Origin of the sequence: Erwinia persicina, assembly GCF_014838825.1 — a bacterium.
Taxonomy (GTDB): domain Bacteria; phylum Pseudomonadota; class Gammaproteobacteria; order Enterobacterales; family Enterobacteriaceae; genus Erwinia; species Erwinia persicina_A.
On the sequence record NZ_JACYMO010000007.1, the window covers coordinates 1 to 22295 of the forward strand.

General features: G+C 56.9%; 14 protein-coding genes. All 14 read right to left on the minus strand.

All coding sequences use genetic code 11. From position 1 onward, the window contains the following. Positions 1–339: 339 nt before the first annotated feature. From IFU29_RS16235 to IFU29_RS16300, 14 genes are read right to left on the minus strand one after another with little or no spacing between them, the layout of a single operon-like run. Complete coding sequence (locus tag IFU29_RS16235) at positions 340–4302, minus strand: DUF2357 domain-containing protein (protein WP_191934835.1); 3963 nt, start codon at positions 4300–4302, stop codon at positions 340–342. Next, positions 4303–6591 carry a chromosome partitioning protein ParA gene (locus tag IFU29_RS16240; RefSeq protein WP_191934836.1) on the minus strand — a complete coding sequence of 763 codons (2289 nt, stop codon included), beginning with the start codon at positions 6589–6591 and terminating at the stop codon, positions 4303–4305. Beyond that, a complete protein-coding gene (locus IFU29_RS16245; protein WP_191934837.1) occupies positions 6592–8718 on the minus strand; it encodes a hypothetical protein in 2127 nt (708 codons plus the stop codon). After that, a complete protein-coding gene (locus tag IFU29_RS16250) occupies positions 8715–12089 on the minus strand; it encodes a DEAD/DEAH box helicase (RefSeq protein WP_191934838.1) in 3375 nt (1124 codons plus the stop codon). The genes IFU29_RS16245 and IFU29_RS16250 overlap by 4 nt, the downstream gene beginning before the upstream one ends. Further along, positions 12086–13555, minus strand: a complete 1470-nt coding sequence (locus IFU29_RS16255; protein ID WP_191934839.1) for a lipopolysaccharide kinase — start codon at positions 13553–13555, stop codon at positions 12086–12088. The genes IFU29_RS16250 and IFU29_RS16255 overlap by 4 nt, the downstream gene beginning before the upstream one ends. Next, complete coding sequence (locus IFU29_RS16260; protein ID WP_191934840.1) at positions 13552–14280, minus strand: PP2C family serine/threonine-protein phosphatase; 729 nt, start codon at positions 14278–14280, stop codon at positions 13552–13554. Before IFU29_RS16260 ends, IFU29_RS16255 begins: the two co-directional genes overlap by 4 nt. Continuing rightward, a complete protein-coding gene (locus IFU29_RS16265) occupies positions 14273–14857 on the minus strand; it encodes a vWA domain-containing protein (protein ID WP_129639997.1) in 585 nt (194 codons plus the stop codon). The genes IFU29_RS16260 and IFU29_RS16265 overlap by 8 nt, the downstream gene beginning before the upstream one ends. Continuing rightward, a complete protein-coding gene (locus tag IFU29_RS16270; RefSeq protein WP_129639996.1) occupies positions 14854–16554 on the minus strand; it encodes a Card1-like endonuclease domain-containing protein in 1701 nt (566 codons plus the stop codon). The genes IFU29_RS16265 and IFU29_RS16270 overlap by 4 nt, the downstream gene beginning before the upstream one ends. Further along, positions 16551–19235 carry an FtsK/SpoIIIE domain-containing protein gene (locus IFU29_RS16275; protein WP_198424996.1) on the minus strand — a complete coding sequence of 895 codons (2685 nt, stop codon included), beginning with the start codon at positions 19233–19235 and terminating at the stop codon, positions 16551–16553. Before IFU29_RS16275 ends, IFU29_RS16270 begins: the two co-directional genes overlap by 4 nt. Continuing rightward, the gene (locus tag IFU29_RS16280; RefSeq protein WP_129639995.1) at positions 19210–19449 is read right to left on the minus strand and encodes a hypothetical protein; all 240 of its coding nucleotides are present in this window, start codon (positions 19447–19449) and stop codon (positions 19210–19212) included. Before IFU29_RS16280 ends, IFU29_RS16275 begins: the two co-directional genes overlap by 26 nt. Further along, on the minus strand, positions 19442–19831 hold the full coding sequence (locus tag IFU29_RS16285) for a hypothetical protein (RefSeq protein ID WP_129639994.1): 390 nt from the start codon (positions 19829–19831) through the stop codon (positions 19442–19444). The genes IFU29_RS16280 and IFU29_RS16285 overlap by 8 nt, the downstream gene beginning before the upstream one ends. Continuing rightward, positions 19821–21149 carry a hypothetical protein gene (locus IFU29_RS16290; protein WP_191934841.1) on the minus strand — a complete coding sequence of 443 codons (1329 nt, stop codon included), beginning with the start codon at positions 21147–21149 and terminating at the stop codon, positions 19821–19823. Before IFU29_RS16290 ends, IFU29_RS16285 begins: the two co-directional genes overlap by 11 nt. Before the next feature lie 9 nt (positions 21150–21158). Continuing rightward, complete coding sequence (locus tag IFU29_RS16295) at positions 21159–21428, minus strand: hypothetical protein (RefSeq protein WP_129639992.1); 270 nt, start codon at positions 21426–21428, stop codon at positions 21159–21161. Between the two features lie 20 nt (positions 21429–21448). Further along, complete coding sequence (locus IFU29_RS16300) at positions 21449–22162, minus strand: vWA domain-containing protein (protein ID WP_191934842.1); 714 nt, start codon at positions 22160–22162, stop codon at positions 21449–21451. Positions 22163–22295 lie beyond the last annotated feature (133 nt).

Here is a 22295-nt window from a genome sequence, read left to right on the forward strand (position 1 = left end):
CGTTTCTTCATGGGGATGTCCTCATGTGGCTTATGAAGACATTACTAACATCGGGGTGTACTAATCAACGGGGAGCAGGTCAATCTCCTCAGGAGACATAACCAGTATGTCAGAGGGTCACTAAGAGTGAATGGTTCGTTTTGCAGGGATACTTACAACCAAAGGGAGTAACTCCGATCGGCGAAAAGCTCAAGCCTCTTTCAACATAGCAAACACCACGCGGGCAGATCCCTGCGTCAGTTCAGGATTTGAGAAGTACGGCAGCATTATTTCCTTGCGGGCAAGGCTGCGCATCCCGTCCGGCAGTGCCTGGCTGCCGGACCTTTATCTACCCCGACTTCATTTACCCTCATCAATCGCGCTTATCACGATTGAACTACCGCCAGAATCGCCGGAAAGATAGCAGCGCAATGCGTAAACCAGCGCCACATCTTCGCTGGAAACGACCGATTCGATAATCTCCAGGTGAATACGTGACTTTAAGGCAATATTTTTCTCTAGAGCTTTACAGGCAATTGCATCTGTCAGCGCCAGTAACCGCCGCGCCATCGCTGAACCCGGCACCAGCAGTAGTCGGATTTCCTCATCCTGCGATTCGCGGCTGCGTAACAGCGCCAGCAGCAATTCCAGATGCCGGGTAAGGATACCTGGATCCTGCGCACGTCCAGGCTGGCCTAACCGTTGTAAGTCAAACTTCAGGCAGTTTTCCGTACGCAGCAGCAGAGTCGCTATCTCTGCTTTATTAAAGCGAAAAATGAGCTGGCGCGATCGCCAGAGCGCGACGGCCAGGATCTCCAGCGTAGCGGAACTCACCCATCGCTCTTGCCGTTGCGGGGCGATCAGCGCCGCCAGCAGGTCCTGCTGCCATTCCCGCTCTGCACTGCCGATGGCGTAAGCGATATTGTTTTTCTTAGCAGATAAATCGCCCTGCGCCGTTACTGCCATCATCAATGCCCTAACAACGCTTTCAGGCGCGTCAACGTGGAGATAGCAGAGAAAGTTAAACAGCTCTTCTTTCAGGCTTTCAGGCACATTATCCGCGTCCATTAGCGCTTGCGCGCTGGCGATACCGCTCATCACGATGCGGCAAAAATCAGGCGGCATCTCCCCGGAATTTAACGAAAAGGCGTTATTCCAGAGGGTCAGCGTTGGGAAACGCAGGCTGCTCCTCAGGTGGGTAATAGTGTCTTTAGTTATTGCATGCCCAGACGCAATCTCTTTGGCTACAAATTCATTGGGTTCTTGCTGCGGTAACAGATTGAACGACAGCGAGGTAGCCTGCGCATCAAAGGACTTAAAATGTCGTTGATGAAAGAATACCTTGCCGTAGTCATAACGACGCGTGAAGAAGCAATGGCCATTTTTATCCTGCCGCCAGGGGAAGGGTGATGGCCCATTGTCAGCAAATTTCCTTATGCTATCGGCACTGGCGCTGAAAAAACGCTGCAATTCGTCAATTATCGCCATATTACGCTGTGTCCAGTCCGCAAGGTCGGTAACGGTGCCTTTGTTCTGGTCAGGGAACTGTAAAAAATCCGCCCAGCGTTTCGCCGCCGGATACGCGGGCGCGGCAGCCAGCGCTCTTTTCCCCTGCTGATGATCCGCATCGTTTAGCCATTTGACCTGCGCTGGCCTGAAGCGACCGGTGGCATTTCCCGTCGGCACGAAGACCAACTCGTAGGGTATCTCCTCACCGTAGTGATATGTCATTTCTAACGTGCATGGGGTGTCCTCCGGCAACGGAAAGGCCGGAGAACGCAACTCCGCAACATATTGCTGCAACTGCTGCCCCTGTCCCTGGCGTAGCGGAAAACGGTAATATGGCCGCCCGGCTGGCAGCGTGAACGTCTCCGCCACCTGAATGCGCATGCTGCGTCCGCGCATTGGGGTTACCGTCTGATTATCGACCAGCGCGAAATCCGCCCACCAGTATTTGCCGTTGGCAACGGGCTGCGGAATATCCATCAGCGACAACACCGGCAGATGGTCGCGCCATAATGGCGTCTCCCCCGCCTGTTTTTGCCACTGTGCCAGGGTACGCGCGCCCGCGGTTAGCGACCATCCGCCGCCAATCCAGTTAACGTTTGGCGGCAATGTCTCGCTTTTAATATTGCGGTTCAGCGCCAGGATATGCACCCTACCGCCTTTGAGCCGCAGCGCCAGTTGGCTAAGACACTCATTAATCAGGGACGGCGTAATACTGACTTTTGCGGCCTCGGGACAGACAGTATCCGTCATGGAAACCGGCAAGTGGAACCACTGCCGGTCCACAAGCGACAGTTGGCCGGCTTCCTGCATCAGTCCTTCCGCGCCAAACAGCGAGAAAAGCGCCCCGGCATGGGGGCAACCTTGCGCCGACAAATGCTGAACAATGGCCGTACAATCATATCCTTCCAGAATAAAAGCAGGATGGCGTTCCCAGCCGATGCCGCAGGCTGATGGGATCTGCCGGACCACCTCCGGCAGCGCAATCGCCTGAACCGGCGTAACCGACAGCCCGCCTTCGAACACATCAAAAATCAGCACCTTGTCCCCCGCCGCGACCACATCGCGCGCAAAGCGAGGAGAAGATTGCCATGCCAGTAGCGCCGCGATGCTTTCCGGCAAGGGTACGGAGTCAGGGAAGGTGGTATTAATATTGCGCGCCAAATGCTGCAACTGAAATTCGTTACTCCAGTCCGGTGCCAGCCAACACAACCGCTCAGCCGGGAGCCATTGCTCCAGTTGCTGGATAAAGGTGCGAGCCGCTTCGCTCTTTTGCGTTTCCGTGAGCGGCGAGTCCGGGAGGAAAAGGCTTCGCATACTGACCGTCTGTTGCTCGCCGCCCAGTCCTAGCGCGCTGGCCCGGTCGCAGTTAACCGTCTGACCAGGCCAAAGCTGTTGCATCAGGCGAACAGGCAAGGGCCGCAGGTACCCGGTTTCGCCTCCGATGACAGGGCGGGCAGCGCACAGTTGCACAAACATCTGCCCCTGCGGCTCCACATCCCATTCCGGTTCCGCAGGCGCTGCGATCTCTCCGGCTATTAACCGCGCCAGCGCAGGCGCGACCTCAGTTAGCGCCTGGTCTGCCAGCGGAAAGCGCAGCGTTTTCCCCGAAGGCGACTGCGTCACCACAATCTCGCTATCGCCGTAGCTTACGGTAATCTGCTGATGTTTGCCTTCCAGGGTAAAACCCTGCGCCCCCTGGCGAATATCAAACACGTCAATCGCAGCGGCTTCGCTGATATTGTCCGCGCACGGGCCCTGCTTGTTTTGCCCCACGACAAACTGGACCTGCTGGCCCGGTTGCAGTGCGGAAAAATTCAGTACGCGGTCAAGGTTGCTTTGATGGAAAAAGTAATCCTCCCCCTGCCGATCGGTAATAAATCCAAATTTTTTAACCTTATTAACGGTTTTAATTTTTCCCCGCTTGCGGCCATCGCGCAGGGGAAACAGGCAGCCCTGTATGGGCAGCACGGGTTTAACCGCAAAAGTGTGGTAATCGAAAGCCAGGGGTTGTTGAAGCAGACGGAATCGCCCAGTGCGATGCAGCGCCGCCAGGGTTTGCCATTGCAGCGCCAGCATCAAATCCTGCCGCATTCGCGCAGCATCTGCGGCGATATACTCATCCAGGCTCAGAAGCGTCTGCCAGGCATCCCATACCTTGCGATAACGCCGGTCCTGCAACAAGGTGTTGTTTGGCGGCACGTTCTGCCACAACCCGATCTCTGCCGCCTCATCGCCGCGCAGCCAGCGCTGAAGATGAACCAGCAGAGTTTCGCACGTCTCTTCTTCTTCGCCCTGAAACACCGTTCCCCGCGCCTGTAGCAGCTCATCCAGCCGTAGTAATACGCTTTTCAACAGCCGGTTTTCTGCCGTATCCACGCTACTGCGCCGCTGTACCGCCATCACCCGGCGCTGATTGCCCAGCTTTTGGCGTAGCGTGGTTCCCTGCTGGCGGCTAAGCCACTGCACGCTGACGCTATCCATCTCTTTGGCGGCATACAGCGGCATGACGCCGTGGTCGCGAACAATCTTCTCACGCATCTGCCCCAGAATACCCTGCAACGGTGCCAGCAGATCTTCTGCTAGGCGTTGCAGGCGATCGCGCCCCCCCTGGTCTGGTGGCAGACCCTGCGTGCCGACCCTGTTAAGAAACTCTACCGCGTCGGTCGCCAACAGCTCTCCGCTTGCCGGATCGGCATGCGTAACCCGCGATAGCCAGTTACGCAGCGCGACCAAACGTTCCGCCTGCGTTCGCTGTGGCGCATCTGACGCAAGCGCCTTAATAAGCGCCGCTTGCGAATCAATTCCCTGCGCCATTTATTCCTGCTCCGCTGGCGTACTTTCAAACGGCAACGCATCATCCAGTAAGTAATTCGCCGAGCTCCAGATAAACTGGCCATAGCCAAAACGGCAAGCGTGCTCAAAGTCATCAATGATGTTGTAACCATCCCGGATCAGCAGGTCACGGATCTTATCCAGGCACTCGGTTTTAGCGGTTCCCCGGGTTTCAATACCGCGCAGCTTGGGCATTACTTTCTGCACCAGTTGATCTTCAAAAGCGATCTTCATTGCCGCCTGAAGCGCCTGCGTGTTTTCCTGCTGTCTCGCCGCCAGCACGTCAGGGTAGTTCGCCATGTAGTATTCAATCGACTGCCAGACGCGATGGCCCAGCGCCCGCCCGACGGCAGCCAGCGCCTGGTTAATCTCCTGAATCAGCGCCTTAAACTGGTCGATTTGTTCATCAGTAAAATCACTCTGTTTGCACCACCAGTTTTCCCATGTTCTGCGCGGTAACAGCGGGCTGGCTGGCTCCAGAGGTTTCAGCACATTACGTCGTTGCAGAATAGAGGGGCGCGGGAAGTTAATGACGATACCGCGATCCAGCACCTTGTCCGAAAGTGATTTGGTGGTTTCATCCTGGTTCATGGTGCCGGCCCACAGCACATTGCGCCCCAGCTGCAATGGATACTCCATTACGCCCCCCAGCGAAATGCTCAGCGTTGGCGCATCGCTGCCTTTCATGCCGCGGCGCTGCTCCAGTTTGCTAAGGAACTCTGCGAAATAGAGTTCTACGTGCGCCAGGTTCATCTCATCCATCAGCACCAGGCTAACGGTATCCGCCAGGCCAAGCGGATAGTCATCACTGCATGGTTTCTGCGATTGCGCCAGCAAATGCAGTAGCGGCTTACCTTCGAATCGCTCTTCCATGACATTAAACCAGCCGAGCATCGCTTCCTGGCTGTCCCAGTTCGGCTGCACCGCCAGGTTCATAAAGTTGATGCCGCCAAAATGCGCATAAAGACGCGGCAGCTCAGATTTACCGGTGCCACTGACCCCTGCCAGTACCGTCAACGGGGACCATTCGGCAGTTTTCAGCGCGGTATGGAAGGCGTAAAGAATACGACGCGGGAACACCAGCCCATAATCGGCGCAGCGTTTGCCTATCCCATTTAACCAGTCGATTTCCGTGATAACGCTGGCCTTATCAGCACGCGGCAACGGCAGTTTAAAGTAAGGCGTTTCAATTTCTTCTCGCCATTTCACCAGTTCATCACCGCGCTCCCGGGCGTGTTTATACCGATCGAGCCTGTCGATAAGGTGCTGGTTATGCGCCTCCAGGTACGTATTGGTTTGCTCCAGCGTTTTGTTGCGGGTCGTAGCGCTCTCCAGCTCAATTAACACCCGGTCGTAATCCCGGCTGCGTTTGCGCAGATTTTCATAATCGTCAGCCAGATTTTGCTGCTGAAGATCCAGCGCCTCTTTCTCGCTTTTCAGCCGCTCGAACTCTTCGCGCATCGCCAGCGATGGGCGCGCCAGCAGCTCTTCACGCAAGTTGCTGACTTTCATTTCGTACTCTGTCAGTTGCTGAAGTACCCGCTCCGGCTCATCCCCGCCCAGTCGCCGCGCAAGCTCGTCATAACACTGGTTTAGCGCGTTGCTGCGGCTAATCTCCTGGCGCAGGCGTTCATTTTCATCCGCGAAATCAGCGATCTGGCGTTCAAATGATAACTTGCGCTGCGCCACACGTGATTTCACTTCTTCCTCAAGTAGATGCTCACGCTGATCGAGATGCTCTTCACGCGCATCCAAACGACGCGTCAGCAGGTCATGTTGATTCGCCTCTTCTGCAAGCCGCTGCTGAGACTGGTTGACGGCGGCGATCTGCGTGTCCAGCGCCGCGCGCATCTGTTGCAGGCTGGTATCCAGCGCCTGGCGGCGTTGCGTCCGCTCCTGTTCCCACTGTTTATCGTGGGCTTCCCGCGCCCTCGCCAGTTGGTGATCGCATTGCGCGCGCCGCTGCGCCAGCTCATCGTCAAGTTGCGCCGTACGCGCTGACCTTTCGGTATCAAGCTGCTGCTCGCTGTTCTGGCGCGCCTGAGCCAGTTGCGCATGCAACTCAGTAAATTTCTGTGCGCGCATCTCGTGGTTCTGGCTCTCAAAGACGTCGCGTCTGGCGCTAAACTCCCTCTCAGCGGCAGACAGCGCGTTTTCCCGACGCGCTAATGCTTCCCTTTCCTGTTCAATCATTCGCCATTGATGCTGTGTGTCCGGCGAAGGTTGCTCCATGTTTGTCAGTTCGGCCTGAAGTAACGCATTATCTTTCACTTAAAATATCTCCATCATCAGGTTCAGCGTTGTCAGTACGCGTTGTTGTAATTGGTCCATTTCGGCAGCGCTGATCAGACTGGCTGGTGCTTCGTTGCCATGCCCGCGTAACAACGCCAGACTGGCGACGAAATGAATAAAGTCGCCATCCCGATGGAAAAGCGCTTTCAGTTCTTTTTCCGGCGCCAGAATAAACATCCCCAGCAGATTCGCTCCCAGCGTCGGGCCGCTTCCCAATACGGCCTGTTGCACTTTTTCATTGGCCACCGTGACAACGGGCGTCGGTAATTCACTGACCGATGACGCAAAACCGGCATCGACCATTCGTTGCAGCGCCACGCTCTTCAGTTCCCCCTGGATGAGCGCCGTTTGGCGGTAGCCTTTGCTGACATGAGCTAACGCCAACTCGATCACCGTGGCGATGCAGGTACGAAACGCCGCTTCCGTCTGCAACGGGTCGAGCGGAGGCGTGGTTAGTTGAATCATCTGGATCAGCGCATTGCGCAGCATCCTATCCAGGGTATGGGCGACGCTTATCCCCAGCGCGTCATCCAATGCCAGACTGGCGGCGAGAAACTGCTGATTGAAGTCTTCGGATGTCGCGGTGTCAGTAGCGGATTCCTCGGGGGAAAAATCCGGGAAAAGCGTCAGGATCGCGGTCTCAGTGCGTTTCAACCACATTTGCAGGTTTTCAATGTCCAAACGCAGCATTTGCGACTTACCGTGCATCGCCTGATCCCGACGAATTTTTAATTGCAGTAGAAATTCGATCCAATCCGGCTCCTGGCGCGCAAGCGCGCGCAGAGGATGGCGGGGGCGCTCGTGTGCGGCGGCAATGACTAACGCCAGTAAGGGCTGCAATTCAACGTTATTATCATGAAGGGTACGGAATTTACCGCTTTTAACCCTTAACATTCCCGCCGCGCTGCCCGGAAAATTCAGGCCAAGATCCTGGGCAAACCCGACCAGTATCGACTGATTTTGTACTGGCCGCTGCATGCTGAACAACTTCTGCCAGCGATCGGCAGGATACTGGGTAAGCAAAATACGCAGCGACCATTCAAATGCTTCATAGAGCCCGATTGCCGTATCGCCGACGTTTTGCATCAGTCTTTCTTCGTTGCCGTCAGGATCCGCATGAAGACGTTCGCTCCGCACGATAAGGCTCTTCGCGACCGCCAGCCTGCGCGCGACCTGGTGATACTTACCGATGCTCTGGGCATGGGTATAAGCGGCCCGAATGTGGTCCGCGCGCTGCTCCGGTATACGTTCGACCCGCGCGCGTTTTTTCAGCCCGGTTATCCACGGCATACTTTGCGAGACGCAGTATCGCGCCAGGGCGTCGTTGAAGCCGAAACCAAAGCCATCGGTGACGATCACATTGCCGCTCCCCTTACGGATGAGCGCGCTGCAGTGCAAGAAAACCAGCTCGGCGCTATCACTTATCTGAATGGCTTCCGCCTCCGGAAGCGAGGAAAACGGCAGTTCAACCTGGGGATTAAGATAACGGAGGTCTTTATGCCTTCTGGCGAATCCGCGCATCGCCCGCAGCACCTGATTGACGCTCGGTTTTTCCGCATGCGCCACCGCGCCGCGTGGCCAAATTCGTATGGCGTGAATGGCATTTTTATCGGTCTGGCGTTGCAGAAATCGCAGATTTTCTCCGCCATCCCAGTGCTCCACTTTTTTGAAAACCGGCTGTTCGGTGGTGATCCACTCCATTAGCTCGCCATTCAGCGCATCAACCAGCACCCACGCCACGCGGTATTCCACTTCGCCGCCGTGCGGATCGTGCTGTTCCGCCAACAATTTATGCGCGCGCGGCGTTAACTGCTGGCATGTATCCAGCAGGTTGAGTTGGTGCAGCCGCTGTTGAATAAACGTCACCAGTTCGACTTCAAGGCACGTCAGATCCGCCAGATGCGCCGCTTCCGTTGATGACACGGCCATCAGATTCAAAATCAGCTCTTCAAACACATTCAGCACACGGTTTTTTTTGTGCGGAAGAGATAACGTCCAGGCGTGGCAAGGCCACAAAATATCCTGCCGGGCAGCGAAACTCACCGTCGTGGTGGTATCAGAGAAACTGATGATTTTCGGTCGATAGTCTGTTGGTTGGCTGCTCATAGTACGACTCCTTCCGTCTGGCAGAGCTGGTAATAATTTCTCAGCGCGGATACCGCCGCTTCGCCGTGCGCGCTACGTACCGTGCCGCTATCGCCCACAATCGCCAGCACCCGTTTCTGGCGGCTCATGCTGACGCATAGCCGGTTTTCAGACATCAGGTGGCCAAATATCTTTTGCTGCTGTTTGCGCGGGTTCGCTTCCTTACGGATAAAGTCAGGTAAATGATGCATATCTTCGCTACGCACCATGGAGAGCAACACGACGTCAAACTCCATCCCCTGGAAGCTATCTACGGTACCGATGCGTACCCGTTCTTCATCGTTGGAATAAAACCGCCATTCGTCGTTAATTTGCCATTCGCCATTGACAAAACTGCTGATCCCTAAGGATTGCAGCGCCTCATGCAGCGCATTGACCTGGGCCCGGTAAAAGGTAATCACGCCGAAGCTCAGGCCGGGATGAGGCGCGCCGGTCAGCGCGCTCATGTATTCCGCGCTGGCCTCTTCACAACGCAGCCAGTCCGCCAGTTGTTGAGCAATCTTTAACGCTTCACAGTCGCGAGTGTAACTGCCGGTAGGCAGTCGAGTCGCCTTGCCCTGTCGGTGCGGAACGTCAATCCACGCCATGGCCTTGCCCTGCAAACCCGGCAGTTGTTGTTGGAAATAGCGCGCAGAAAGCGGCGACTTATAACCCTCTTTATGCTGCTCATAGAAATGCTCGCTGACAAATTTGCCCAGCAGAGGGTGGGTGCGGTATTGCGCGTCGAGGGTAACCACGCGTCCGCGCGTATAATCCTGTTCGGCATCCAACCGCGTCAAACGCCTTTTTAAGTAGGAGAACATACTTTCGCGCACATAATCATTCTCGCTGGTTTGCGTTTCGCCCAGCATATTTACGATATCCTCATTCACGATATGAGGAAGTTGCCGGTGATCGCCCACCAGAATGATGCGTTTTTCTGCCTGCGACATCGGGATCAGCAAGTCGCGCGGGCTGGTACGCGCCGCTTCATCAATAATGACGGTGTCATAAGTCAGCCGCTCGTCGTCAGAGCGTTTTTTCGCTTTGCGGATATCCCGCCCGTCCGCTTGCTGGGTAGTGGCGGCGAAAACAAAGTTGTAGTCTTCAATTGCGGTTAATACGCCATCGGGGTTGTCTTCAAGCTGGTGCAAAAACTCCGCTAAAATCGCATCGCGTTTGCTGCTGCCGCTTAATTCCGACTTCAGACAGAATTGCACCTCTGCGACGAGTTCCGTTACGCTCTCCAGCGTTTTATCCCGCCGATAGTCCGGCAGTCCTCTGGCGCTCAACAGTAACCGTTCTTTTAACATTTTTAGCGCGGCTAAAAAGTCCAGTGGTTCTCCCGTCCGCCAGAACGCCGCCCGCTCAAGCAGCGCCCGATCCTCTGTAGTCAGTTGCTCGCCCAGTGTTTCCAGCAGCACCAGCGCGCCAGTTGGGCCATCATCGGCAAATCCCTCAGGGCTGACGCGCAACGCGCGAACAGAACGCTGCGAGTGGAAGCTGAGCGAAGCAGATTCAGCCTGTAATGAGCCGAGAATAGCCCGCGCGGCATCGACGATCTGCGGCGTAATCAGGCGGCGCGGCAGTTGCAGAATATTATTGAGCAGCGTCAGCGTGTTGCTGCGCGAAGGCGTTCGGGCATAAATTGCCGTAAGCTCGCACAGTTTCCGCTGATGCTCAGTCTGGACAATCTGCGGATTTTTCTCGCGAATGCGTTTGGCGATGTTGGCGCACCAGGCTTCCGTGCGGACGGTTACCGCATCCGCGCCATAGCCGTTATCGCCCGAGCGCTTGCCAAACTTCACCGCCGGAAGGGCATTGATGCTCAAGCGGGCGATAATATTTTCCACGGCATCATGCTGGAAACCGGAGACCAGAATCTGCCCGCGCATGGAACGCGTCTTATCGAACTCTTCATTCAGGCGTTCGATAATCGCCGTGACGACCGTGGTTTTCCCGGTGCCCGGCGGCCCCTGAATTAATGCGATATCCGGGGTATTGAGCGCCACGTCGATGGCCTTGATCTGTTTATCCGTCGGTTTATGGCGGAAAATTTTGTCTTCAACGAAAGGCGTTAACGGCTTGAGGCTGGAGCTATAGCGCAACGGCGGCAGGGTGCCGTTCTCCTCTATCAATAACCCCAGCAGCGGATTGGCGCTACGGCCTTCGATGATCGCTTTGCGGCTCTGCATACGGCGTTCAATCTGAGTTTTATCGCCACCGATGGACAGGGTTAAAAATTTCCCTTCAGCAGGCTCTACCTGCAATTCCAGACTGATACTGAACGCAGAAAGGTTAATAATTTTCAGCGGCTGGCTACCTGAAGAGAACTGACGCTCCGCCAGTTGTTCTTCCAGATGCCGGGCATAATCCTGCCAACTGGCCTCAGGGTGGCGCAGATAAAACGGCTCTTCATCGGTAAGCTCAAGCCGATCGTTTTCGGTTAACGCCTCCGGCAGCGACGAAACAGAAAACTTCATGCCTCCCGACACCGGCACCGGCGGCCAGCGAAAATCAATACGTCCCACCGCTCTGGCGCGCGTCAACAGCATCTCGCCTTCAATGTCACCATACTGATCCCAGGACTTTAAATAACTATCTTCCTGCTGGCTGAGCTTTTGCATCGCGCCCGCCGCCTGAGCGCGCAGACGGCCAGTTTGAGTATGATCCGTGAACATCAATCGGCCTTTGGCCAGCCGCAGTGCACCGTTCGGTCGCGGATTATCGCTGGCGATGGCCTTGCTGGCGAGCAGGATATCCGTCGTAAAATCCTGCTGACGCCGTTCAACCGCCAGGCGCTGGCGTTCGCCATGCAGCATAAATGCCTGCTGCGGCGGGGCGTCTTTCGCCACGGGTTCTGATGCCAGCTCAGTGCGCGCCGCCGGGCCGCTGGTGAAAACAAACCAATCCTCGCCGTTAATCTGCAACTGGTATTTTTGTTCCATCAGCCTGGCCAGTTCATCGATGTTTTTACAGCGCATTCCGCTTTTCTTCGCGCTGTTTAAAATATGCTCATCAAGGCCAATCTCAATATCGCCCCAGTCCACGGCCTCCCCATTGAAGAAGCGCACGGTCAGCCTGGCGGCGCGGCCGCCGGGGAAGATCTGCGCCAGGTCAATGTGCGCCAGGCAGGCGCATCCGCGCCGTAAATGGGTATTCAGCTCGCTGGCCGCGCCCCGGGTCTCGACCATGACTTGCTGCATCACCCCACCAAAATAGAGCTGATAACATTCGGCGCGGCTGGGATCCGCGTGAAGCGTGCCGGTGCCGGGCTGGATGACCTCATCGGAATACTCAGGCTTAATCATCAGCTCAAAGACAAGCTCATTTTTGATATCGCTTAATTTCATTGGCCTGCCTCTTGCATCACACACCTAATCAGGCGGGGGGTCGTCATTTCAGTAAATAGCCAGAAGCCTGACGCGGCATCAGCATATTCAATGCCAAGCTGCGCGCTAACCGGATGAAATGCCCCGTCGGTTGCCGCTGCCAGCGTCATTGTTGCCCCGACGATTTTTTTGACTGTCAGTCGCGGGCCGTCGAAGCAAAACACCAGCGCGTCGTCATCGGCAGTGCGGACGGCAAAATCATCTACCACGCGGCGCGGCAGAGTTATTTCGGCACCTGGCGTAATTTCACGGCAGAAGCCCCAGTCTGGGTCGCCGAGAGGCGCGTCTGCCCCCTCCCAGCGCCACGATTCCAGCACCAGCCGCGCCGGAAGCGGCGCCTGGCAGTATGGGCACGTTTTTGTGTAAGGCGTCTCGGGGTAGTAGTTCATGCTGCAGCCCGCGCATTCCAGCGTGATGTCAGCCGCGGCGGCCAGCGCCTGCGGCCAATGCCAGATTGCCGGACGGCGCCAGGGAGCCAGGCGGCCTGCGCTGAAGGTATCGTTAAACAGCGTTTGCAACGCGGGGGTCAGCACGAGTACGCTCGGCAGCCCTGAATCGGTTGCGTTACTGTCATCTTCTTCGTCACCCACCCACGGCAACTCTCCGGCGAGCGCGCGATCTTCTGACGTACGCGCATCATCATCGGTATCGGACCAGTCCCGATCCTCGCCGAGCGCCTGACGGCCCATAAACGGGTGCACCGTGCTCAACAGATAGAAGGCGACGACGGCGAAAGCGTGACAGTCGCTGGCCGGGCGGCCGCCATCGCGCTGGTTAACCAACTCCGGCGCGCCGTAACGCGGGGTATAAATCGCGCTACCGCAGGAGGGGCGATCAAAGCGCAAGTTATCGGCGTCAATCAGCCAGACGGCATCTCCCGCCGCCGCCGCGCCGCGGGAGATAAACATATTGCCGGGGGAGATATCGCCGTATACCAGACCGTAACCATGCAGTCGCGCCAGCAGCGAAGCGCTTTGCAGCAGAGCGTTCAGCCGACGGCGCAGGCCGCCGGTACGCTGATAATGAACCAGTTTTTTTGCGTCTGCGGGTTGCATGGCAGCCATCCAGTGGGGAATGGCATCATCAGAAATACCCTGCAACGCGGCAGTATACGGCCAGAAATACTCGAATGGTTCCATCTCGCCCAACAGCGGCATTACGTACCCTGCCTTGTTTTTCAGCAATGCGATGGGCATGGAGATATTTACGCCATCGGGCAACGGTAGCAGGCGCACCCACTGGAAACGCCGCTGATACCGTTGGATCTGAACTGGATCGGTCAGCGGTTCGCCATAGGCATCGGTGACCAGCTTAATCGCCAGATCGGGATCATCAGTGCGGAAAACCACGCCCTGACCGCCCTGCCCCAGCACTTCGCTCCGGGCATGATCAAAGCCGTACTCATCAATAAAAATGTCGTTGTTCATTGCACGGCTCCTTCAGGTATCAGGCACAACCCGGCCAACGTTTTATCATCTGTATGCCCCGGCACCGGCCAGGCCGTCATCCAGCGCCGCAGGTCGCTTACCACGTTGCGCGGCGTCTGGGCCGCATACTGCCGATACATTTCGTGAATAAAGGTGGTGAACGCTGTCGGTAAAATGTCATCAGCGATGCCGTCTGAGCAGAGAAATACGGCGCTAACCTCCTGTGGGTTAAACACGGCGACCTGCCACAGCTCCGGTTTAAATGCCTGATGCAAACTCGCGGTCAAGTTAGAGAACGCAGCCTGTTTATCCTCGCAAAGCAGCGTGCATCCCTCGTCTGCGGCGCGATAAACGGCAATCGCGCCATCGCCCAGACGCCCGACAATCACCTTTTCCGCCGTGTGGATCGCAAACAGGCAGGTGGTGGCACATTGTGATGCCGTCAACGGCGCGATGTTGAGTAGCCAGTGGGCATGGATCAGCCGCAGCAATGCTTCAGTCCCGGCCTGCGGATGGCGCTGAAAACACCGGGCCGCCGTGATGACCGCCGCGCAAGCGGCGCTCGAACCCAGATGCGAATGAGGTTTGCTGCCCAGACCATCACACACCGCCAGTACATGGCCCCAACGGTAGCGGCGCGCTATCCAGGCATCCTGGTTAGGGATACCCTGTTGCTGATGCAGCGGGCCAGTGACGCTCGATCCCCAGATTTGCCAGTCAGTCATTCCAGTCATCCTCCGCTTCCTCTGCGGATGGCTTACTCACGGTTCCGATGCGTATCTCGTTAAGGGAAGCAGGCATCAGGAAACGTTCGCGTTTATTTCTCATTACATGGGCTATCGCCGCCGCAATATCTTCTGCGGCAAACACTCTGGCGTTATCGGCAATCTCTTCCAACCGTTGCGTATCGGCATCAGCGCCTGTCGCCACCGGGCAGAGAGACAGGGCGATTTGAGGCGAGAGCGCCGCCTGAAATAGGCGTAGAGTTTTGCCGCTCGCACTGCCGTCGGTCAACAGCAGGACCCTTTGCAAAACGTCGTCTTCGTGAAGCGCGGCGCAAAATGTCGCCAGCGCCTGCCAGTCGGCCTGGCCTGCGGCGGTAAACGGTGGAATGTCCTGAAGCGTGTCGAGGGGTAATGGCGTGACCTGCTGTTCCCACAGATAAAATTTGAGCGTAACGGCGGGGGCGTTTGCCGCCGTCCATTGCCGGATAAAGCGGCACAACGTCTGTTGAAGCATTACCTTACCCATCTCCGCCATGCTCCCGGAGACGTCAACCACCACATTCAGGTGTTGATTCATGCGCTTTCGCTCCCGAAGCGCTGCAATAGCGCCTCTTCCATGCCATTGCTGTAATACCAGTCGATAGTGAGATCCTGCGCTTTCTGGCGAGTGACCGGATGAGAGGCTTTGAACGAGGAGACCAGAATAGCTTTGCCATCTCCGCCGCCAAATTTCTTGCTGATTTGATGCAGCTTGACCACTTGTTCCGACGTGACGCTGCCGGATTTACACTCGACAATGGTCAGCGTGTAGCCGTCGGTAAAGATAACGTCGAACTCCTGATAAAGTGCGTGGTCGCTGTAGTTCTGGGCATACTCGCTGAAATGCGGGTTAACCTCGGTTTGCGCCACAGAGACCTCCAGCCCGAGGCGCAGATCTTTAATCACGCCCTGGTCGAGCAGCGGTTTCAGCAGAGAGTAGACGTACAGTTCCAGCCACTCTCCCATTAAGAACCGCGCCAGGCCGGGAAAATAGTCGAACTCAACGCGTTCGCCGCCAATCGTCAGGCGCGCCTGATAATCGTCGGTCAGTTCGGCATAGATCTGCTCGGTGCGCAGGATAAATGCAGAGGGCGTTTGCTGGTCTGCATGTGGTTTCAGCTCGCGATACTTACTGACGATTTTATGACGCTGTTTCCACAGCGCCCGCGCCAGCGTCAGCTTCTCCGCCAGGTGCTCTTCCCCGACGCGGCCCGGTTTTGATATCTTCAGGCCGTCGCCATTCAGCAGTAAAAAGTCATCCACGCTATTGAGCGTCGCCAGCGGCTGCTTGCGATAATCATTCAAAAACACCACCTGCTTACTTTTACCTTCAAAGTAAAACGGTGTAGCGTTGACTTTACGGCAGGCGGCCAGCGCGCCGGCGAACATAAGTTTGGTGCCGCCCGTCAGGTTAAAACCAATGCGTAATCCGACAGGCAGTTGCGCGATACGCGCCAGCAGCGTGCTGCGTACCTGCTCAGAATCCCACGGATCGATAGCAAGCTCCTCAAAAACGGCGCTCCCTGTAAACTGCCGCAGCGCTGCGGCGGGGAAACGCGCTGTATTGACGAAAATATGGTGAAGGCAGGGAAATTGCCGGATAGCGAGCAGACCGGGGATACGCTGCTCGCCGAACAAATGGAAAATGACATCGAAGCCACGGGTATTTTCATCTGGCAGGTTACGCTGGCGACCATGCCACTCCAGCCATTCATCAGGCAGCGCAATGGTTTCCGGCGCTTTTCCCGGCTGCGACGCGGTAATTAAGCGTTTTTTTAGGTTGGGATATTTCAGGGCGGCGAAGGCCCAGGCAAAAGCCATCACCGGTGTGCCGGGGCTAAGATACAGCGTCACGCGCTTATCGTTGGGCATCTGCGCCAGTTGAGTAAGCGCGCCGGTCGCGGCCTCATAAATGCCCTGGGTGTCATTTAGGTGGGTGAGCGGCACGGGGCGAAAATCGATCGCTGTGCTGCGCCCCGCCTGCGCCAGACGCTGCGTTAACCAGTCAATAAACAGGCGGTGCGCCTGGGGCGTATTCGCCAGTGCGCCGATGCCGCCAGGCTGCATCAGAGGCGCGTTATTATCCGGCGACGCAGCCTGCGAATAACCCAGGATCAAAACGTGGGAATAGGCCTCCGCCAGCAGCGCAGACAGCACTGGGCCGTCTCCCCCCTCCAGGCTCTGCGCGGCGCGCAGATCCGTGATGCCGTACCATGTGATTAACCAGCTTTTCATTTGTCATCCTCACTGATGAAGGGGCGGAAGGTGGTGACCTCAGAGGTCGTCCGATCGGCCCATGCGGCGCGGTTATCTGCCGTCAACCCTTTGAATTTGACGAGCGAACCGCCCGAGAGGAACGCGCCAGCATCGTCTTCATTCATGGCAAATCCGATACGTTGCTCAAACAACTGCGTCAGTTCTTTACAGACCGTATTGCAACGTCGCCAGTTATCGGTGAAGGCAAAGGCAAAGCTGCCGTGACGCGGGCCGTTTTCCAGCCATGCGCGCAGCAGATCTTTTGGCGAAGGCGGTTCATCTTTCTTTGGCGCGCCGCGAAACGTCATATCGCTGTGGAAAGCTTTTACTTCATCCAGCCCTTCAATTAACAGCACCCTTCTGGCACTGACGGGGGCTTTGAGCAGACTGGCCAGTTCATCGCTATGCTGACAGCGGCGCACCGGCACATCGCCTGCGGAAAAAAGCGCGTCCGTCGTTACGCCGTTGGGATTAAACCAGACGATTTCATCAATCTGGCCCGACGTCGCCACGCTGCGGAGCAGCGACATCAACAGACCTTTTTGGATCCGCCGATCATACCCGGCTATTAACAGGTTGGCGGCGCGGGGGCCGCAGGGGATCTCTAACGGCGCTTCGCTAAAGTCCAGACGCAGGCCAGGCAGCAGCCGTAATTGTTGATCGCTGCGTTCGGCAAACCATGCCGGGTGCGGCATAGCGGGCAGATGGCTGCCGTTAAAGACGCGCGTGCGGGTACAGTAGCCTTCTGCTTGCGCGCGCGCCGCCATTGACGCCAGATGATGTTGCAGTAACTGGCGCTGCGCCTGCGGAATGGTCAGCAGCTTATTGGCGGTAAGCGCTCCGTTGGCATTATTAATAATGCCCTGCGGCGGGCTGTTTAATTCTGACGCCGCCCAGTTGCCGTTACCGAGGATCATCGCGGAATCCTCCTGGCTACAGGCCAGCGCCAGCCGGCAGCCCATTTGGCTAATAAGCTGTCCGGTCGACCCCGACTGCAAACCTCGCAGCGTCTGGGTCGCCAGCAGAAGATGAATGCCGTAGGCCCTGCCCTGACGCAATAATTGATTCAGCAGCCTGTCCGCTTTATCAGCCACATCGCGCCCGGAGGAGAACAGGATCTGGAATTCATCCACAATCAATAACAGACGGGGCAGAGGCTCGGAACAGACCGCACGGTATTCGCCGATGTCGCGCACGTCGTGCTGTTTAAACTGGCGCGCGCGGTTATCCAGTTCCTCACAGAGATGCGTCAGTACGGTGACGCCATATTCCGGGCAGCCTTCGGTCGCGACCAGACTGGCATGCGGTAACGGCGGCGAAGCATATGCGCTGAATTCCGTGCCTTGCTTGTAGTCCAGCAGCCAGACGCGCAGTTCATCAGGCCCGTAGGCGTGGCATAAACCATGGATCAGCACATGCAGCAGATTCGATTTCCCGGAACCAGAGCGACCAGCCAGCAGGACGTGATGCTCCGTATGGGTTCCGCCCAGCGCCAGACACACCGGTTCGCCCTCGTCAGACCAGCCGATGGGCGCGCTAATGCCCTGCGCGCTGCTGCTGCGCCAGTAGTCCTCCTCGGCCCATAATTCGCCGAGTGGACGTTGTGTTCCGGCATGCTGCTGATAGCACTGCGCCAGCTGGCGCAGGAAATTGTCCAGTGCCTGCTGCTGGGGCCAGAACTCGCCCTCTTCGCTGACGGTGATAATCGCATCGGTTTGCGGGACGATATCGCCCTTCACCAGCGCGTCAATCGGTCTGGCACAGGTACGCAGCGCGTCTCTGAGCGCAGTGAATTTACGATCTTCAAGGCGCGCGACATCCGCGACCATCACTGGCAACACGCCACAACGCGGACCATGCTCAATCAGGCGCGTCAGAGACCACAGGCTGCGATCGGATAATTGTTCCGGCAGGTCAAAAATAAACAGCAGTCGATACGGCAACAGACGATCGCGCCGGGTGGAACGATACGCGGCCCAGTCAGCGGCTTGTGCGGTGAACTGGTTTTGAATCAGGTTTTCGACTTCGTCGGTCAGTGCCGCCAGCGCGTGCTCAATCTCATCGGAACGCGTCAGAATACGCTGCGCCGGCACCAGTTTTTTGATGGCCAACAGAGGACGGAACGGCTCAAGCGCGCGTCCCAACCCGGAGGGATCAAACGCGGTGATTTCCAGTTGGCCCACCGGCACAACTTGAAGCAAACGCAGCACCAGTTGATGGATCTCGCGCGTCGTTTCATTGCCTGGGGCGTGCCATAGCGCATTCGGCAACGGAAAAGGCACCAGACGCGGCACGTAGCCGCGCCAGTTTTCATAACGGCAGTGCAGGCGTCCAAACGCCAGCGCATCGGGGTAACTCTCCCCCTGATTAATATGTTGCTCATCAAGCACATTGAGATGCGGTTGGCGATGGCGCACCCGCTGGCAGAGTTGATCAAGCGTATCCAGCGCCGCCAGCCAGCTCTGTTCGAAGTGCTGGTTCACCGCCGCCAGGCGTTCAGTACGTTTTTGATAATCGGCAAGCGCCAGCTTTTGCCCGGGAAAATCGCTCTCCACGGTGCGTACATGGGCATCGCGTCGGGCGAGCGTTTTTTGCAACTGACACAACGCGTCAGTGATTCGCTGGCGCAGAGAGCTACCGCCCGGCGTTGAGTATTTCATTTCCTTTGCTCCCGATGGTCCTTACTTCAGCGCTGATGCAGTCTATTGCAGCGCCCTGTTCGCAGCTGCTTGTCGACATGTGCTGCAACGCCGTTAGATTCGCCAGCATGGGCGTGAAAACATCGTCAATAATCGACTGTCCAAAACTGTCGTTAATCGTTCCGGCGAATGACGTTATACGCACTGAAGCAAGCGAAACCAGCTCCTCAAACATCTTCATCCTCCTCAGCTTGAGGAAGTTGTAGCAGCAGCGAACCAGTGGATCGCGCCAGCGCTATGAGCGCCGCGACCGCGACCAGGGCTTCGTCGTTTTCCGGGCTGGATAAGGCCTGCGCCAGCTGCGCGATTTGCGGCTCTTCAAGCACGAAACCGGCGCTAAAATCGCTCTGCGTTTCACGCACCCGCGCCAGCATTCGCCGCCATGTCGTTTCCGGCACCCAAAGCAGTGGCTCTGGCTGCGCCAGCCTCAATAGCTGTTGGGTAATTTTGTCAGCATCGCTAACGTCGCCCGCCATCATCGCGCATTCCAGCTGGATGCTGAGCGCTTCTGCTTCGGTGCGCCTCTGCGCGGACAGGAGCGCAAGATTAATTTTCATCAGCGCCTCCGCTGTTCTGTTGTTCTTCTGTGACCAGCAGCCAGCAGGCCTTATCAATTTCCGCTTTTTCAGGCAGCATGCCGATAAGCGGCGAGCCGGACTGCCTCAGCGCTTCGCGCAATTGGTCCTGCTTCTCTTGCGGCAGCTTTTTAATATCGCGCGAGCAGATCGTCACCGAGGCATCAGCCTGCTGATGGCCGCCTGACTGAAATACCATGTGATCCTGTTGCCCCAGCAGGTAGGCCGTACCGCCGCATTTCACTTCAATAGCGATGGAGCCGCCCTTTGGCGCGCTCATCCCCGTACCGCGCCCCAGGATGACTGGAACATTGAGATCCTGAAGCACAAGGTCAGTTTTGGTGTAACGGCCATCGGCAAACCGGGTTTTGTTCTGGGTACTCACGCTGCCTGCCAGCGGGCCAAGCGCTTTCTCGACGATTTTTTCACCGCAATACCCGCTAAGATGGCGACGAATTTTCAGTTGCACCGCCATGACTTCCGCCGGGCCCGCCGCGTTGGCGAGCTGCTGGCGGTAGTCGGCGATTTTGGCGCGAAACTGCGGGTCGCGTTCAGCCAGGTATTGATAGAAATAGCGCTGCTGTTCCGGAGTCAGGTTGAGCCGGGCATGCAGATCCTGCGGGGTCACCACCTTTTTCCCATCAGGTTTCCAGTTCAGCCAGGCGTGAAACTCGGCGGCGGCAGGATGCGTATTCAGGTACGCGGTAAGCACAGTGCTGGCGTTTCTCAACCGGCAACGGCCCGTTTCCAGCAGTTGCGCGGCATGGCTCAGGCGGGCGGCACATTCGCTGTGTACGCTTTGCGCCAGTTGACTGGCCATATCCAGGCACTGATGTGCGAGATCCCGGCGCTGCTCCAGCGCCATACGCTGTTGCTTCGCCGCCACGACGCCTTGCTCAGCGCTAAATAGCGCCGTTTCAGCGCCTTGTACATCCGCTTCGGCTATGGCGATCCCGTGCTCTTCCTGGCTGCATATCGGCGGGTAATAATGGCCTTCGGCATCGTAGCGGCCGCCAGCTTCACAGAAGGCGAGCGCTGCATGGGCATGACTCAATTCTCCCTGCGCCGCCATCAATGCCTGCTGGCACTGAACAAACGCATTTTCCGCCTGCATCTCCTGTTCGATGCCCGCGTCCAGCAACGCCGTGCTGTTTTCAAGCTCCGCCTGTGCCGCCTCACATCGGGCAACAACACTGGCAATCTGGGCCTGACAGGCGGATTCCATCCCCTGATAAAGCATGTCCAGATTACCGATTGCCTCTTCCAGGTTTTCGACCTGCCCCACCGATACGTAGCTCATTCCCTTACCTTAACTTTGTAAGTATTCTCTTAAGCGAGACGCCAGCGCGTGGATCCAGGGGATTTGCTCTGCCGTACAGGATTCGAAGCGCGATAGCTGCTGCATTAACAGATTGAAGTCCTCTTCAAAGCGGGCGCGCTTTTCATCCTGCCAACTCTCCCCCACCCTCGAGAAACTGTGGTTCAGGCTTCCCAGCGCCTCGTTCAGCGTCTCAACAAATTCGCTCAGGGCATAACCGAAGCGATCCAGTTCGTCGGGATCGCCAATGGCTTTAGACATAGCTACCTCCGTAGGGTGGATTACCAGTAATTGTTGTCATCGGCATCCGCCACGCTGTCGTACACCGTAGCTAACTGAACGCTGCCGCCATCCAGCACGATTTGCTCAGGAGTCGGCACCGCGTTGGGGTTGGCAGAGACGCTGCGCAGCGTGACGGACATGGTGACCAGCCGGAAAAACTCGCGCAGCCGGGAGGCGCTTTCAGCGTAAAACAGCGGGTGAGTCGTGTTTTCCACAAAACGGCCTAATACCGCATCATCCGCGTCGCTGCCAATCGACATAGCCATACGGTCACATTTTTCGGAGCGCCCTTGGCCGATAAACGCCGCCAGCGGTTGCTCCCATGAGTCTGTGGGATGGCCATCAGAGACCAGTACCACCACCGGACGATAAGCGCGCGACGGGGTGATAGTTTTATCTTCAATCATCGCCTTTGCCGTCTCCAGCGCCTTACCCATCGGGGTTAATCCACTGGCGCTCAGCGGCTGCCACTGCACTTGAGAAGCCGGGGTGTAAGGCGTATGCAGTACAACGCCGTCGCCGAAGGTAATGGCGGAGAACAGGATCTGCGTCTCCATTTTTTCCTGACTGGCAAACGACGCAATCATCTCTTCAACGGCCAGATTGAGGCTGCGGATTTTGTCGCCGCTCATGCTGCCGCTGATATCAAGCAGCAGTATCACAGGAAGGGGTTTCGCGGCGGGCGCGGTGAATTTGCTTGGATCGAAGATCATTTCTTTTGCTCTCCTCAATAAAGTTATCGAATGCGTTATCGGCTAACCAGGAAAAATATTCAGCCTCACCAAATAGTTATACTAATTTTATTTGCCAGGAGTCACATTTTTTGTCACGCTATCGGTTGAACAC

Bases quoted from the DNA above. Each gene is read 5' to 3' on its own strand.
- IFU29_RS16250 (WP_191934838.1), bottom strand. From the start codon at position 12,089: ATGAAATTAAGCGATATCAAAAATGAGCTTGTCTTTGAGCTGATGATT.
- IFU29_RS16255 (WP_191934839.1), bottom strand. From the start codon at position 13,555: ATGAACAACGACATTTTTATTGATGAGTACGGCTTTGATCATGCCCGG.
- IFU29_RS16285 (WP_129639994.1), bottom strand. From the start codon at position 19,831: ATGAAAATTAATCTTGCGCTCCTGTCCGCGCAGAGGCGCACCGAAGCA.
- IFU29_RS16235 (WP_191934835.1), bottom strand. From the start codon at position 4,302: ATGGCGCAGGGAATTGATTCGCAAGCGGCGCTTATTAAGGCGCTTGCG.
- IFU29_RS16265 (WP_129639997.1), bottom strand. From the start codon at position 14,857: ATGAATCAACACCTGAATGTGGTGGTTGACGTCTCCGGGAGCATGGCG.
- IFU29_RS16245 (WP_191934837.1), bottom strand. From the start codon at position 8,718: ATGAGCAGCCAACCAACAGACTATCGACCGAAAATCATCAGTTTCTCT.
- IFU29_RS16280 (WP_129639995.1), bottom strand. From the start codon at position 19,449: ATGTTTGAGGAGCTGGTTTCGCTTGCTTCAGTGCGTATAACGTCATTC.
- IFU29_RS16290 (WP_191934841.1), bottom strand. From the start codon at position 21,149: ATGAGCTACGTATCGGTGGGGCAGGTCGAAAACCTGGAAGAGGCAATC.
- IFU29_RS16275 (WP_198424996.1), bottom strand. From the start codon at position 19,235: ATGAAATACTCAACGCCGGGCGGTAGCTCTCTGCGCCAGCGAATCACT.
- IFU29_RS16270 (WP_129639996.1), bottom strand. From the start codon at position 16,554: ATGAAAAGCTGGTTAATCACATGGTACGGCATCACGGATCTGCGCGCC.
- IFU29_RS16260 (WP_191934840.1), bottom strand. From the start codon at position 14,280: ATGACTGACTGGCAAATCTGGGGATCGAGCGTCACTGGCCCGCTGCAT.
- IFU29_RS16295 (WP_129639992.1), bottom strand. From the start codon at position 21,428: ATGTCTAAAGCCATTGGCGATCCCGACGAACTGGATCGCTTCGGTTAT.
- IFU29_RS16300 (WP_191934842.1), bottom strand. From the start codon at position 22,162: ATGATCTTCGATCCAAGCAAATTCACCGCGCCCGCCGCGAAACCCCTT.